The organism is Pedobacter sp. UBA4863, assembly GCF_002399615.1.
Taxonomy (GTDB): domain Bacteria; phylum Bacteroidota; class Bacteroidia; order Sphingobacteriales; family Sphingobacteriaceae; genus Pedobacter.
Window position 1 is genome coordinate 67,493 of record NZ_DHDZ01000038.1, and the last position, 13,601, is coordinate 81,093.

General features: G+C 36.6%; 13 protein-coding genes. 9 read left to right on the forward strand and 4 right to left on the reverse strand.

Annotation, left to right across the window (positions count from 1 at the left end; all coding sequences use genetic code 11):
* Positions 1–362: 362 nt before the first annotated feature.
* The 3 genes from B3I52_RS09425 (at position 363) to B3I52_RS09435 (ending at position 2,723) form a co-directional block, all read left to right on the forward strand.
* A complete protein-coding gene (locus B3I52_RS09425) occupies positions 363–554 on the forward strand; it encodes a hypothetical protein (protein WP_293300658.1) in 192 nt (63 codons plus the stop codon).
* A 130-nt stretch (positions 555–684) separates the two neighbouring features.
* Positions 685–2,031, forward strand: a complete 1,347-nt coding sequence (purB, locus tag B3I52_RS09430) for an adenylosuccinate lyase (RefSeq protein ID WP_293300660.1) — start codon at positions 685–687, stop codon at positions 2,029–2,031.
* 143 nt (positions 2,032–2,174) lie between these two features.
* Positions 2,175–2,723 carry a NifU family protein gene (locus tag B3I52_RS09435; protein ID WP_293300662.1) on the forward strand — a complete coding sequence of 183 codons (549 nt, stop codon included), beginning with the start codon at positions 2,175–2,177 and terminating at the stop codon, positions 2,721–2,723.
* Positions 2,724–3,065: 342 nt separating this feature from the next.
* Here the strand turns inward: B3I52_RS09435 and B3I52_RS09440 are convergent, their stop codons facing one another.
* Both B3I52_RS09440 and B3I52_RS09445 read right to left on the reverse strand, forming a co-directional pair.
* Entirely contained in the window at positions 3,066–3,860 is a 795-nt protein-coding gene (locus B3I52_RS09440; protein WP_293300664.1) for an inositol monophosphatase family protein, read from the reverse strand.
* A gap of 3 nt (positions 3,861–3,863) precedes the next feature.
* Positions 3,864–5,018, reverse strand: a complete 1,155-nt coding sequence (locus tag B3I52_RS09445) for a prolipoprotein diacylglyceryl transferase (protein WP_293300666.1) — start codon at positions 5,016–5,018, stop codon at positions 3,864–3,866.
* Positions 5,019–5,245: 227 nt separating this feature from the next.
* Between B3I52_RS09445 and B3I52_RS09450 the strand changes: the two genes are divergently transcribed.
* Genes B3I52_RS09450 through B3I52_RS09460 form a run of 3 tightly spaced genes read left to right on the forward strand, consistent with a single transcriptional unit; the run spans position 5,246 to position 7,374 of the window.
* Positions 5,246–6,463, forward strand: a complete 1,218-nt coding sequence (locus tag B3I52_RS09450) for a glycosyltransferase (RefSeq protein WP_293300668.1) — start codon at positions 5,246–5,248, stop codon at positions 6,461–6,463.
* A 1-nt stretch (position 6,464) separates the two neighbouring features.
* Positions 6,465–6,812, forward strand: coding sequence for a hypothetical protein (locus B3I52_RS09455; RefSeq protein WP_293300670.1), 348 nt, complete (start codon positions 6,465–6,467; stop codon positions 6,810–6,812).
* On the forward strand, positions 6,805–7,374 hold the full coding sequence (locus B3I52_RS09460) for a GNAT family N-acetyltransferase (RefSeq protein WP_293300672.1): 570 nt from the start codon (positions 6,805–6,807) through the stop codon (positions 7,372–7,374). Before B3I52_RS09455 ends, B3I52_RS09460 begins: the two co-directional genes overlap by 8 nt.
* Positions 7,375–7,529: 155 nt before the next feature.
* On the opposite strand, the gene B3I52_RS09465 is transcribed toward B3I52_RS09460, so the two are convergent.
* A complete protein-coding gene (locus B3I52_RS09465; RefSeq protein ID WP_293300674.1) occupies positions 7,530–8,504 on the reverse strand; it encodes a hypothetical protein in 975 nt (324 codons plus the stop codon).
* 297 nt (positions 8,505–8,801) lie between these two features.
* Here B3I52_RS09465 and hscA point away from each other — a divergent pair, with 297 nt between their 5' ends.
* Positions 8,802–10,661: a Fe-S protein assembly chaperone HscA gene (gene hscA, locus B3I52_RS09470; RefSeq protein WP_293300676.1), complete on the forward strand. Its 1,860-nt coding sequence runs from the start codon at positions 8,802–8,804 to the stop codon at positions 10,659–10,661.
* 36 nt (positions 10,662–10,697) lie between these two features.
* Here the strand turns inward: hscA and B3I52_RS09475 are convergent, their stop codons facing one another.
* Positions 10,698–11,144 carry a DUF2059 domain-containing protein gene (locus tag B3I52_RS09475; protein ID WP_293300678.1) on the reverse strand — a complete coding sequence of 149 codons (447 nt, stop codon included), beginning with the start codon at positions 11,142–11,144 and terminating at the stop codon, positions 10,698–10,700.
* Positions 11,145–11,241: 97 nt separating this feature from the next.
* On the opposite strand from B3I52_RS09475, the gene B3I52_RS09480 reads away from it, so the two are divergent.
* Both B3I52_RS09480 and B3I52_RS09485 read left to right on the forward strand, forming a co-directional pair.
* On the forward strand, positions 11,242–11,772 hold the full coding sequence (locus B3I52_RS09480) for a PH domain-containing protein (RefSeq protein WP_293300680.1): 531 nt from the start codon (positions 11,242–11,244) through the stop codon (positions 11,770–11,772).
* Positions 11,772–13,283: a PH domain-containing protein gene (locus B3I52_RS09485; protein WP_293300682.1), complete on the forward strand. Its 1,512-nt coding sequence runs from the start codon at positions 11,772–11,774 to the stop codon at positions 13,281–13,283. Before B3I52_RS09480 ends, B3I52_RS09485 begins: the two co-directional genes overlap by 1 nt.
* Positions 13,284–13,601: the final 318 nt, after the last annotated feature.

Genomic DNA, 13,601 nt, shown 5'->3' on the forward strand with positions numbered 1-13,601 from the left:
CTGTAGTTGCTTGTTCTTCTGAGAAAGCTGCTGAAAGCACTGACTCAACTGCTGTTGATACTACTGTAGTAGATACTACTGTTGTTGATACTACTGCTGCTGACACTACTGTTGCTGATACTACTGCTGCTCACTAGTCAATAGTTAGAAGTTATAAACTTATAAAAGCTCCACAACAAGTTTTGGAGCTTTTTTTATGGGAACGCTCCCATGCCACAATAAAAAAACAAAATACACAACATTATAAATCAATTAGTTAAAATTATTTTAAAATTTATTTACTTTTAAAGGGTTACCTTTTTAACAAATGAGTATTAAACAGTAATTAATTAATTTATACAAAAGTTTAAACGAAAATTAAAATGAAAAACTTATTCAAATTTGGCTTCTTAGCTTTAGCTTTATCTTTAACTGTAGTTGCTTGTTCTTCTGAGCAAAAAGGAGAGGGTACTGACACTGTAGGTTCTGACACTACTATCAATACTGATACTATTGTAACTGATACAGTTGTTACTACTGATACTACTGTTGTTGATTCAACTGTAAAAAACTAGTCAAATAGTAAAGTATAAAAAAGCTCTGGCAATGTGCCGGAGCTTTTTTCGTTTATGCCATTTTGCATTTTAAGTATATTAATAGCCAACAAATGTTAACTTTGCACATCTTTACAAAAATCAATAAAACATGACTTTATCTCCATTACAAGCTATTTCTCCAATTGATGGTCGTTACAGAAAAACCACCGCAAAACTTGCAGAATATTTTTCTGAATACGCATTAATCAAGTACAGAGTGCTAGTGGAGGTAGAATATTTCATCGCTTTGGTTGAAGCCAATGTTCCTGGAACCGAAAGCTTCGATAAAAATTTATTCCCTCAGTTGAGAAACATTTATCAGTCGTTTAACGATACTGACGCACAAAGTGTGAAAGATACCGAAAGTGTAACCAACCACGATGTTAAAGCTGTGGAATATTTCATAAAAGCAAAATTCGATGATTTAGGCTTGCAGGCTTATAAAGAATTCATCCATTTTGGTCTCACCTCTCAAGACATTAACAATACTGCTATTCCTTATACCTTTAAACTGGCCTTAACAGAAAGCTATTATCCAGCATTAGAGCAACTAATCCAAAAGTTAAGCGAATTGGCAAACGAATGGAGCAACGTACCGCTTTTAGCCTTTACACATGGCCAGCCAGCCTCTCCTACCAAATTAGGTAAAGAGTTTATGGTTTTTGTAGAACGCCTAAAAGTTCAATTAGCTACCTTGGTTAACATTCCTAACGGTGCTAAGTTTGGTGGTGCAACTGGCAACTTTAACGCCCACCACATTGCCTATCCGCAAATTAACTGGGTAAACTTTTCTAACAACTTTGTGAACAATACATTGGGCCTAAGCAGGGCACAATACACTACGCAAATAGAACATTACGACCAATTTGCCGCACAATGCGATGCTTTAAAACGCATTAACAATATCATTATTGATTTAGACCGCGATATCTGGACTTACATTTCTAAGAACTACTTTAAGCAAAAAATAAAAGAAGGCGAAGTGGGTTCATCGGCAATGCCGCACAAGGTAAACCCCATTGATTTTGAAAATGCAGAAGGAAATGCCGGAATTGCCAATGCACTATTTGAGTTTTTAGCCGCAAAACTGCCTATTTCTCGTTTACAAAGAGATTTAACCGATTCTACGGTACTTAGGAATGTTGGTGTACCAATGGCACATACTTTAATTGCCATCAACTCAACCTTAAGAGGTTTAGGTAAAATTATTCTTAACCAACAAGCTATTGATGCTGATTTAGAAGATAATTGGGCAGTAGTGGCAGAAGCTATCCAAACCGTATTGCGCAGAGAAGCTTACCCAAATCCGTATGAGGCCTTAAAGGCTTTAACAAGAACCAACCAGAAAATTACTGCTGATACCATTGCTGTATTTATTGACGGCTTGGAGGTAAGCGATGCTATTAAAGCCGAACTAAAACAAATTACTCCTTTTAGCTATACAGGGATTTTTTAAAATATGCTGATTATTTGATTTGATGATTAGCGAATTACCCTATCAACAAATCATCACATTAAATAATTTCAAGTTTAATGACCTAAAATAGACAACAATTGGAATGGTAATTGTATATTTTTGTAATCTAAATTCTATTAGACATGACCATTAACGTATATACAGAACAAACGCCTAACCCAGCTACCATGAAGTTTATGGTAAATAAACTTTTAATTAACGGTAGTGAAGATTTCGCCACTAAAGAAAGTGCCGAGAGTTCGCCTTTTGCTAAAGAGTTATTCAAGTTTAACTTTGTAAACGGTGTGTTTTTCGCGAGTAATTTTGTAACCATCACTAAAACTGAAGATGCAGAATGGGGTGATATTGAAGCCATTTTAAAGGAATTTGTAAAAGGTGCGGTTGAAGCTGAACTGAAGATTAAAGAAGCTGCAGATGAGGCCCCATCTTTTGAAGGTACTGAAACAGAAATAAAAATACAGCAAATTTTACACGATTACGTGCGCCCCGCAGTAGAACAAGACGGTGGTGCCATTACCTACAAATCTTTTGATGAAGGTGTGGTTACGGTAGAATTAAGGGGTTCTTGCAGTGGTTGTCCGTCAAGTACCATTACCTTAAAGTCTGGCATTCAAAACCTGTTACAACGCATGGTACCAGAAGTTAAAGAAGTAGTTTCTGAAGCCCTATAGAATTACATGGGTTAAATAATAAAAATCCGTACTTAACTACGGATTTTTTTGTTTTTTCTACGCATGCCAAAGTAGAGCCTGCCTAAGGTTATTTGAAAAACAATCTATTTTTAAGAACCTAATGAACAAGTGTTAAAGCTCATTGTTTTATCATTAGCAATAACGTCATAACCATCATTGCGGAACGCAGGGAGAAATCTAGCGGCTGCATATCTAAATATCCCAGCATTGCTAACGGATGAAATTGTATTAGTGCCCCAGAGAAATAGATTTAGCTTCGCTGATTATCAATTCTATTCATCGTACCTCCTCACCGAAATGACGATAAAATGCGGTGCTACGTTAATTAAAATGCTTCTTAATGGTATCTAAAATTTCTTGGGTAATTAAGCCGTTTGTAGCTATAATCTCTCTGGTTTCTAAGTATTCATCGCCACCAGAGAAGTTCAATAAAGTGCCGCCAGCCTGTTTCACCAAAAATGCACCCGCGGCCATATCGTAAGAATTAAGGTTATATTCAAAATAAGCATCGAACCTGCCACAAGCTACATAAGCTAAATCTACTGCCGCCGAACCAATTCTGCGTAAACCGTGACATTTCTGCATCATCTCGGTAAACAATTTAATGTACTGCGGCTGTTTATCGAACTGGTAATAAGGAAAGCCTGTGGCCAGTAAACATTGAGAAAGATCAGTAGTTTTAGAAACTCTTATTTCCTTATTGTTTAAATAAGCAGGCGCATCTTTGTACGAATAGAACATCTCTCCCCTATTAATTTCGTAAACTACGCCTAAAACAGGCTCTTCGCCTTCGTACAGCGCTATACTAACAGAAAAAGTTGGAATACCGTGAATAAAGTTGGTAGTGCCGTCTAATGGATCTATAATCCAAGTAAATGGCTTATTATATGTATTTTCTGTCTCGTCTTCTTCTGTAATAAATCCCGCTCCAGGCAATACTTTCTTCAAGTTTTTTACCAATTGTCTTTCGGCAGCTTTATCTACATAAGACACTAGGTCGTTTAAACCTTTATACTCTATTGCACTGTTATCAAAGCCTAACGATTCTTTTCTGATGAAATTACCAGTAAGTCTTGCAATTGCAATTACTTTATTACATAACAATTCGTAGTTCATGCGCTAGTATTTTGCAAGTTTTTCTTTGTTTTTAAATGCATTTGATACCAAAAGTACACCAGCAACAAACAATAGCAAAGAAATCAGCTCTGCTTGGGTAAAAGAAATCCCGCCTACGGTATATTTCGAATTTACTCTGATTAACTCTATCAGGAAACGTTCTACGCCAGCAAACATTAAGTATAAGCCAAACATCATTCCCGGTATTTTTATTTTAGTTCTTATTTTCCATAAAAATGCAAAAATCAGTAGTGCTGCAATTACTTCGTAAATAGGTGTTGGATAAACCGGGTTTGGCAATTCGTTACAAAATCTTCCTACACAACCGGCAATAGGGTTACCTTCTCCGGCCACATTGTTTGGGTAGGTATAGGCCCATAACCAATCTGGCAGCCAATTAAATGGTTTTGGGTTTAAGTTATCAATTCCCCAATCGCCATCGCCAGATAAATGGCAACCAATACGGCCAACACCGTAGGCCAACATCATGCCGGGGCCACCTACATCTAACATATGTAGCGGTTTTATACCATTTTTATGGGCAATGTACAATACGGCCGCACCACCGCAAATTAAACCTCCGTAAAAGGTTAAACCACTAAATGAGAGCAAACCTCCTATTGGATCCTGAATAAAGGTATCCCAATGTTCTAAGTTATCGAATATTTTAGCGCCTAAAAAACCCCAAACTGCTGCCCAAACTACCATACTGCTCATTAGCTCGTGTGGGCGAACGGTAACTTCTACTTTTTTAGGTGAAGGTAATTTTACTTTTTGCTTTTCTTTGTAAGACCAATAAATAAAAAGTGCCGCCAATGCCAAGCCGCCCAATAAATTTCCTTTGGTAGAGAGTAATACCGCTTGCGAATCGGTTACAAAAAGTTGGTAGTTTACCAATGCGTAAATTAGTTTGTAACCAATTAAAAACCCAAACAAACCATTAGAAATTAACTCCCACGAAGAAGCTGGCTCGCCAATAGTGGTAACATGCTTTACTGGCTTTAAAAGGCCTAAAGCTTCCTTACGCTTTAACTCTTCGCTAAAAGCCCAATAGCCTGCCAAAAACGCCAGCGCCACAAATACGCCAAAAGTATTAAATGGCAGAGGCACCTCTATGCCAAATAAATAGGAAATAAAATGGGATACGGTTGGAAACATACATTAAAAGTTTAGGCGAATATATAAAATTTGCCTATTCTTTCACCTTTTTAAGTAGCTTTTTAAAGCCCTTTAGCAGGTACCGCAAAGATCATGACCAATGTAGGGGCACTTTAACAATTTTTGCCAAAGCTTAACCTATTGGCTAGCCGAAAAAACCGAAACTCTCGTTAAATATTACCAAAAGGATAAAATCTGTGGTTGATTAAATGCACCTTTGTAAAAACATGGCGGCAAAAAAAGTTTTATTTATCGGATTAGTTTGGCCTGAGCCCACTTCGTCGGCGGCCGGCACTCGAATTATACAATTGGTGGCACTATTTTTAGCTAATGGATACGAAGTTCATTTTGCATCTGCCGCTGCCAAAGGCGATTTCAGTTTCGAATTGAAAACTATTGGCGTTGTTGATCATGAAATTAAACTCAACGACAGTTCTTTTGATAAATGGCTAAAGGAATTACACCCATCGATGGTGGTTTTCGACAGGTTTATGACTGAGGAACAATACGGGTGGCGAGTAGAGCAAGTATGCCCAAATGCCGTTCGCATTTTAGATACGGAAGACTTACATTTTCTACGCCATGCCCGTCAGCATGCCCTTAAGCATCCTAGCGAATTAGATCTATACAACGATGTTACCAAACGAGAATTAGCGGCTATATTGCGTTGCGATTTATCGTTAATTATTTCGCAAGTAGAGATGGATTTGCTAAAGCAGTTCAACATCAGCAACCAAATACTTTACTATCTACCATTTTTAGAGGAACCAATTACTTCAACAGAACATTGGAAAACTTTTGAAGAAAGAAGGGATTTCGTTTTCATCGGCAACTATTTACACGAACCGAATTGGCAAACTTTACAGTATCTCAAAACCAGCGTTTGGCCTTTGTTAAGAAAAAAACTACCAGAAGTATCGCTGCATATTTACGGAGCATATGCCACTGAAAAAGTAATGCAGTTGCAGAATGTCAGAGAAAAATTCTTTGTTCACGGCAGGGCCGAAAGTGCCAGAGAAACCATTGCTCAACATCGAGTTTTATTAGCGCCACTCTTACTTGGTGCGGGAGTAAAGGGAAAGTTTATTGATGCCATGCAAACCGGAACGCCAATTTCCAGCAGTACCGTTGGTGCCGAGGGAATGGCTAACGGAATGGACTGGGCCGGAATTATTAGTGATGACCTCAGTACTTTTATTGAAGCAACCGTAATGCTTTACCAAAACAAAAAAGTTTGGCAAAAAGCACAGGAAAATGGCATATATATCATCAATCAGCTGTATGCTAAAGATCAGTTTGAAATCCCATTTTTAGAAAGACTAACTGAAATTGAAGCAAACCTAGCCCAACATCGTCAACAAAATTTCTTTGGGGAAATATTAAGGCACCATACGCTACAAAGCACCAAGTATATGTCGTTATGGATTGAGGAAAAGAACAAATAACATGGAAGCATTAAACAATTTAGAACTGATTTTACTGGATAAATTAGTTACAAAATATCCTGCCTTAGCAACTCATATTACACATTTAAAGGTAAGCAAAAGGCAAAAATCGGGATTTAGTATGTATGTGTATTTTGCTTACCACAACTTTAACCCACAACCCGAAATGATAAATGCTTTATTTAGCAACGGTGAAAAAATTATAATTCCGCAACTAAAAGATGGGTTAAGTTATGTAATTGATGTAACCGCAGGCCAAATTGAACATATCGAATTTTCTACCTACAAAGAAGAATGGGAAGGCCAAATTGGCGAGTTTGAAATTGTAGAAAGTGAAATTAATGGATAAGTTAACCTTTAGAAAAGCCACAAAAAACGATGCTATTGCCATTACCGACTATCTGTTTCTAGCGATGGAAGAAATTGTTTACGAGTTTATAGGCGAAAAAAACACCCAAAAAGCAAAGGATTTTTTGGTGCTATTTACTTCGCAAAGCGATAACCAATACAGTTACCAAAATTGCTGGCTTGCCGAATTTGAAAATGAAATTATTGGCTGCGCTTGCCTATACAACGGTGCCGATTTATTAAAATTACGACAACCGGTTGTGGCTTTTGTGCAAAATAAGTACAACGCCAATTTTAACCCTGAATTAGAAACACAAGCCGGCGAAGTTTATTTAGATTGCATTAGTGTGCATCCAAAAACACAGGGCAAAGGTTTTGGATCACAATTTTTAAACTTTTTAATTAACCATTATGTTTACCAGCAAAATAAAACTATAGGTTTATTGGTTGATGATGACAATCCAAAAGCCAAAAAGTTGTATCTTAATTTAGGTTTTAAGAGTGTTGACAAAAAAACGTTGGTAGGTAAAAGTTTAGAGCATATGCAAATTAGCGCTACGTAATCCCACTACCTCCCGCTCCATTGTCATGTTGTGCTTGTCGAAACATCTTTTTAAATATTAATAATCACTCAAATCTTTAAAGATATTTGCAAAAATGCAACTAAAAATGTCTGACAAAATTGAATAGCTCTGGCATTTTAACTTGAATTTATAATTCATAAACCTTCTACCATCAAAGACGCTACAAAATTTGCATCCATCCACTTCAAATTACCATTATCAAACGGATACCCAATTTTATCCATGGAAAAAACAATTTTATTATCTGCATGTCCTAAAATCGAATGTAAACGATATGCCTTTTTAAATTGTATTTCTCCATTCTCTATAAATTTTGGAAATATGCATGTATTTAAGACATCTCCATAATTCTGAACGCTTAAATATGTAAAACCTCCTATCTCTATTTTTTCCTTTACGTTGTTCTTAAAATAATCATCACATGCTAATCGAATCATATTGCCAAAAATATAATATCGGCTATCTCCCGAATCTTCAACCTTCATCATATTATAATTAATAAGCTTATAAAAATCAGAGATCAAATCTATTGCGAAATCAAACTGACCGATGACATATTTTAATTCATCAATAACATTATCAAAATCATACAGACAAATACAATTTATGTTCTTTAAAACATTCCACTCTCCACAATTAAAATAAACATCCTCCTCAACATTAAAGGTATCCTGATGTTTGACTTCATAAAAACACTTACCTATATTTTCCACTAAATTATACAGGTCTCTTCTTTTTCTAAAGGTTCCATAAAACAACGCTTCACAATCAATTCCAAGTCTGGTAATTTTAATTTTCTCAGGATAATGTTTATTATAAGACAAATCAGCCAACGATTCATATGGTTTATTAACATCTTCCTTTCGACATCTTAAGATCGTTCTTCCCTTAATATTTTCACATTGCAATGGTAAAAATTTAAAAAGCCTATTAAGGCTGAATTGAACTGTTTTAATCAACTTATCTCTATCATTGTTATTTAAATCAATTAAATCGACTGATGTAAATTTTTTAATATTTTCTAGCAACCTCTTGTAAAAATCTAAGTTTGGCCTCAAATCTTCCATTAAGTTTAACTTATATTCTTCTAAATCTCCAATTAATATCATATCTTCTTTTTTTATATCATATCAAAGATAATCAACCAATTTAATGATATTTCACTAGGGTACCAACTCAAAACATTGTTCAAAAACATACCGGAAACCTATGTCATGTTGAGCCTGTCGAAACATCATGCGCAAAAGTCTTCGATAAACTCAGACTGACACAAACCGCTTACAACCCTACTCCTAAACAATCCATCCAAAAAACTAAACAACCAACCACCCAAAAACCAACCTTTTTACAACATTCAAACATTCCAATCCCAAAAGCTTACAACATTATCGTAAATTTGTGGCCTTATGGCAAAAATATCCATCAATCTGGCGACAGGTTCATTACAAAAAGAAGAAATTATAGTAGGCATTGATCTAGGCACAACCAACAGTTTGGTGGCTTTTATCAATCCAGAGCAACAACCACAGGTAATTAATGATGCCGGAAAAGGTGTTTTGGTACCATCTGTAATACATTTTAACGAGCAAGGCGATGCTGAAATTGGTAACGAAGCGAAAGTATATCTTACCACCGACCCAACCAATACTATTTTTTCTGTAAAAAGATTATTGGGCCGTTCGTACAAAGATGTTGCTGAGCATAGTGATATTTTTAGCTACAAAATAATTGATGACGATAGTGATGCTTTAGTTAAAATTAAAGCAGGAGATAAATTTTACACGCCAATTGAGCTCTCTGCAGAGATTTTAAAAGAATTGAAGGCTCGTGCAGAGCATTCGCTAAAAACGCCAGTAAACAGGGCGGTAATTACGGTTCCAGCCTATTTTAACGACAGCCAGCGCCAAGCCACCAGAGATGCGGGTAAATTGGCTGGACTGGATGTATTGCGCATTGTGAACGAACCTACCGCAGCAAGTTTGGCTTACGGTTTGGGCTTAGATCCATCGCAACAAAAAAACATTGCCGTTTACGATTTGGGCGGTGGTACTTTTGATGTTTCTATTCTGCAAATACAAAATGGCATTTTCGAGGTATTAAGCACCCATGGCAATACTTTTTTAGGCGGCGATGATTTTGACCGTGCTATTTTTAATTATTGGATAGAAAAAAATCAGCTAGATGCTGCAACACTAGCCCAAGACAATGTTTTAACACAGCGTTTACGCCTACAAGCCGAAGCTGCTAAAAAAGCGTTGACCACCCAAAACATCTACAACGAAAAACTGGGGGATATTTGGTGTACGTTAGACAAACAAACTTTCGAAACCTTAATTGCTCCTAAAGTAAATGAAACCATCGAAGCTTGTAAATTAGCCCTAAAAGATGCCGATTTAAGTACGGCTGATATTGATGAAGTGGTATTAGTGGGAGGTTCTACCCGTACACCTTACGTTAAAAAAACAGTGAGCGACTTTTTTGGGAAGACACCCCAAGATAACATTAACCCTGATGAAGTGGTAGCTTTAGGAGCTGCTGTACAGGCAGATATTTTAGCCGGCAACCGTTCAGACATTTTGTTGTTAGATGTTACTCCCCTATCCTTAGGAATTGAAACGATGGGCGGATTAATGGATGTCATTATTGCCCGTAATAGCAAAGTACCAACTAAGGCTGGTCGCCAATACACTACCTCCGTAGATGGACAGGTAAACATGAAAATTTCGGTTTACCAAGGCGAACGCGATCTGGTAAAAGAAAACCGAAAATTGGCAGAATTTGATTTAAAAGGAATACCTGCAATGCCTGCAGGTTTGCCAAAGGTTGATATTAACTTTTTGCTTAATGCTGATGGTATTTTAACGGTTCAGGCTATTGAGCTACGTTCGGGGGTGAAACAAGAAATCGAGGTTAAACCTAGCTACGGCTTAAGTGATGATACTGTAGAAAAAATGTTAATCGATAGTATTACCAATGCAAAGAGCGATGTAGAACAACGCATGCTGATTGAAGCACGTAGCGAAGGCGAGCAACTAGTTTATACCGCAGAGCGATTTATAGAGAAGCACAAAGAATTACTTACAGCACTCGAAGTTGCTGAAACACAGCGCTACATTGATAGTTTGAAAGAAGCTTTAGGCAGTGGCGATAAGGATAATATCCTTAAGAAAACAGACGAATTAAATGAGTTTACTCGTCCGTTTGCCGAAAGAGTAATGGACACGGCTATTGGTCAAGCAATGAAAGGCAAAAAAATAGACGAATAACAAAAAATCCCTATCGAGCTCGATGGGGATTTTTTGTTATTGAGCGAAAGCTTCTTTTATCATTCTCTCCAATTCAGGTTTATTCTCTTCCATTACTTTTTTTCCCATCTCTGCACCTTTTTGTGTTAAACCAGCTAATTTGCTTGCAAATTTTTTACCAGTAGCCGATGAGTAAAATTTTGTCAGTTCTTTTAATTCTACTTCTGTGAATTCTTCGGCATACATTTTACCCAAACGAGGCTTTAGCACTTCGTAGTTAAAATACTTTTTCATAAAAGCTGTCATTACTTCTACAAATTTTTCTCTGTATTGTTCTGGCACAGTTCCTTTTTGGGCATTAAGCATGGTGCCTATAATTCCGTCAAAGCTAGCCTTAACTCCCGATACTTCAATAAATTCTTCTCCTGCCTTTATATGTTGTGCAGTTTGCGAAAAAGCCAAGCCTGGAAAAGCAATTAACATTGCTACTAATAATTTCTTCATGTTTGTTGGTTGTATTGTAATACAAGATAGTATAATTCTGAAAGGTATGGTATTAACCCACTAGAATATTTATTTTAGCAATTCTAATTCTAGAAACATGCCACATTTCACCAACCACACTATAGACATACAACAGCTCCCTAAATACGAAGCAACTTTATTAACTAAACCAGATCCAAAATATTGGAACATCATGGTCATTAACCTGGTGCTGTTCTTGGTATTTATGGGCACTGGGCTTACCTTTCTAATTCTTGTTAAAGCAGAAATTAAAGAGAATTGGTTTATCTGGACAGGTTTATTGCTTGCTTTTGTTGCTTTTTTGTTTTTGATATTCAGGCTTAGCTTTAAACGTAGAGGCTTTGCCTTAAGGGAAAAAGATGTGCTATATAAAAGTGGTATTATTGCCGAAACAACTACTATTGTGCCTTTAAACCGCATACAGCACGTGGCATTAAACGAAGGTTTTTTATCGCGGATGTTTCAACTTGGCACCTTACAAATTTATACCGCTGGTGGCAGCAGTGGCGAAATACGCATTGCAGGCATTCCCATAGCGCAGGCCAAAGCAATGAAAGAAGCCTTGATACAACGTTTAGCAATTCACCTAGAAACAGTAAGCGAATAATGTCTGTAAATTTTAGCGAACCACAACGGCAATCTGCCGCCGGTATTATTACCTCGGTATTATATGCTATGCACCAAATTGTACGTGCCGTTATTATTCCTTTGGTAATTCTTGTTGTAAAATCTAACAAAGAAGTTTTGGTATATACCAGTATTGGTTTTTTGTTTTTGGTGCTAATAGCAGTGATTTATGGCTATTTCCACTACCTAAATTTCACATTTTACTTAAATACTACCAAGCAAGAGTTTGTGATAAACAAAGGTGTTTTTGGTCGGCAACATTTAACTATTCCCGTAGAAAAAATACAGCAAGTAAACATTAATCAGGGCTTTTTACAGAAACTAATTGGGGTTTATAGTTTGCAAATAGATACCGCGGGCTCGGACAGTAAAGAAGTAAGTATAAGCGCTGTTAATGGCCAAATTGCCTATGCCTTAAAAGAACATTTGTTAAATGGCGATACAAAGCAGACTACAGCAGTACAGCATAACCTTACACATCAGGATTTTGTGGCGCAAGAAATTCCTTTCCTAAAAATTAGCGCAGCCACATTATTAAAAATAGGGCTCACCAGTAATTATGGTCGTAGTTTTATACTTTTATTGGGCTTTGGCTATGCTGTTTTCCATAATATAAAAGAATTGTTAAAAGCATTTGATAACGAACACGGGCAAGTAGAACAGTTTTTTAAAAGCGGTTTTACGCTTATCTCCATTAGTGTATTGTTCATAGTTATCATCGCCATTTTACTTGCCACTAATGTAATACGCACTTTGGTAAAGTATTTCGATTTTCAAATAAGCAGACAAGAAAGATCATTGCTTATTTCTTTGGGTTTTTTAGCCAAGAAAAACACGTTGCTACACCCTAATAAAGTACAAGTAACCGAGTATAGCCAAAACTATTTGCAAAAGAAAATTGGTCTGTTTAACATGGCCTTAAAACAGGCACATGCAGGCAAAGAGCAATCGGAAAGCGAAATTAAGCGCAATAACATGGAAATACCGGGCTGTAGCCCTTTAGAAAAAGATGAGGTTTTAAGGGTGATATTGGGCAAAATACCGCAGGGCGGAACTCGCTACGCCCCCAACTTCCGTTTCATGAACTTACCTTTCTTTTTCAGTGTCTTATTGCCTTTAGCAGCCTACCTTATTTCCTTTCAGTTTATACCCGAAACAATAGCGTTTTATCCTTTAGCCATTATTTATGTTTTGGCAGTTTCGTTAATGATCTACATTTCTTATACCAAGCACCGTATCACCGTTTCCGAAGATTTTATCATTAAACAAAGTGGTATTTGGGACATTTCGCAGGAGATTATCGAGCCTCATAAAATTCAGTCTATCAGTACTTGGCAATATCCTTGGCATAAAAGTTTAGATATTGGTCATGTTACTTTGCATACTGCTGCTGGCAATATTTCGTTTAATTATGGCAATTACACCGAAATTAAACTGTTGGTGAATTGGTGGCTTTATCAGGTAGAAAGTAGGCAAAAAGATTGGATGTAAAATAGAGGAATGACCAATAATCAAATTTCAATTACCAAACAACGACCTACAGCAAGCAATAATTAAGTCGTCATTGCGATGAGTGTAACGAAGAGAAATCTAACGATTTTTGTATAACATCATGGTGCTAGATTTCTCCTATCGTCGAAATGACGACTGTACTAACTAATGTGAATTCGGGACAAGAGAAATAAGATATTTGCTAGCGATAGCCCCTCAAATCTACGTTCAGCTAATTTTCGGTCTCTTATTTTTCGGATTGCACCAATAAGCCAAAGTACTTTCTTTGAAAGAAAAATAAGCAACCGAGAGTTTTTG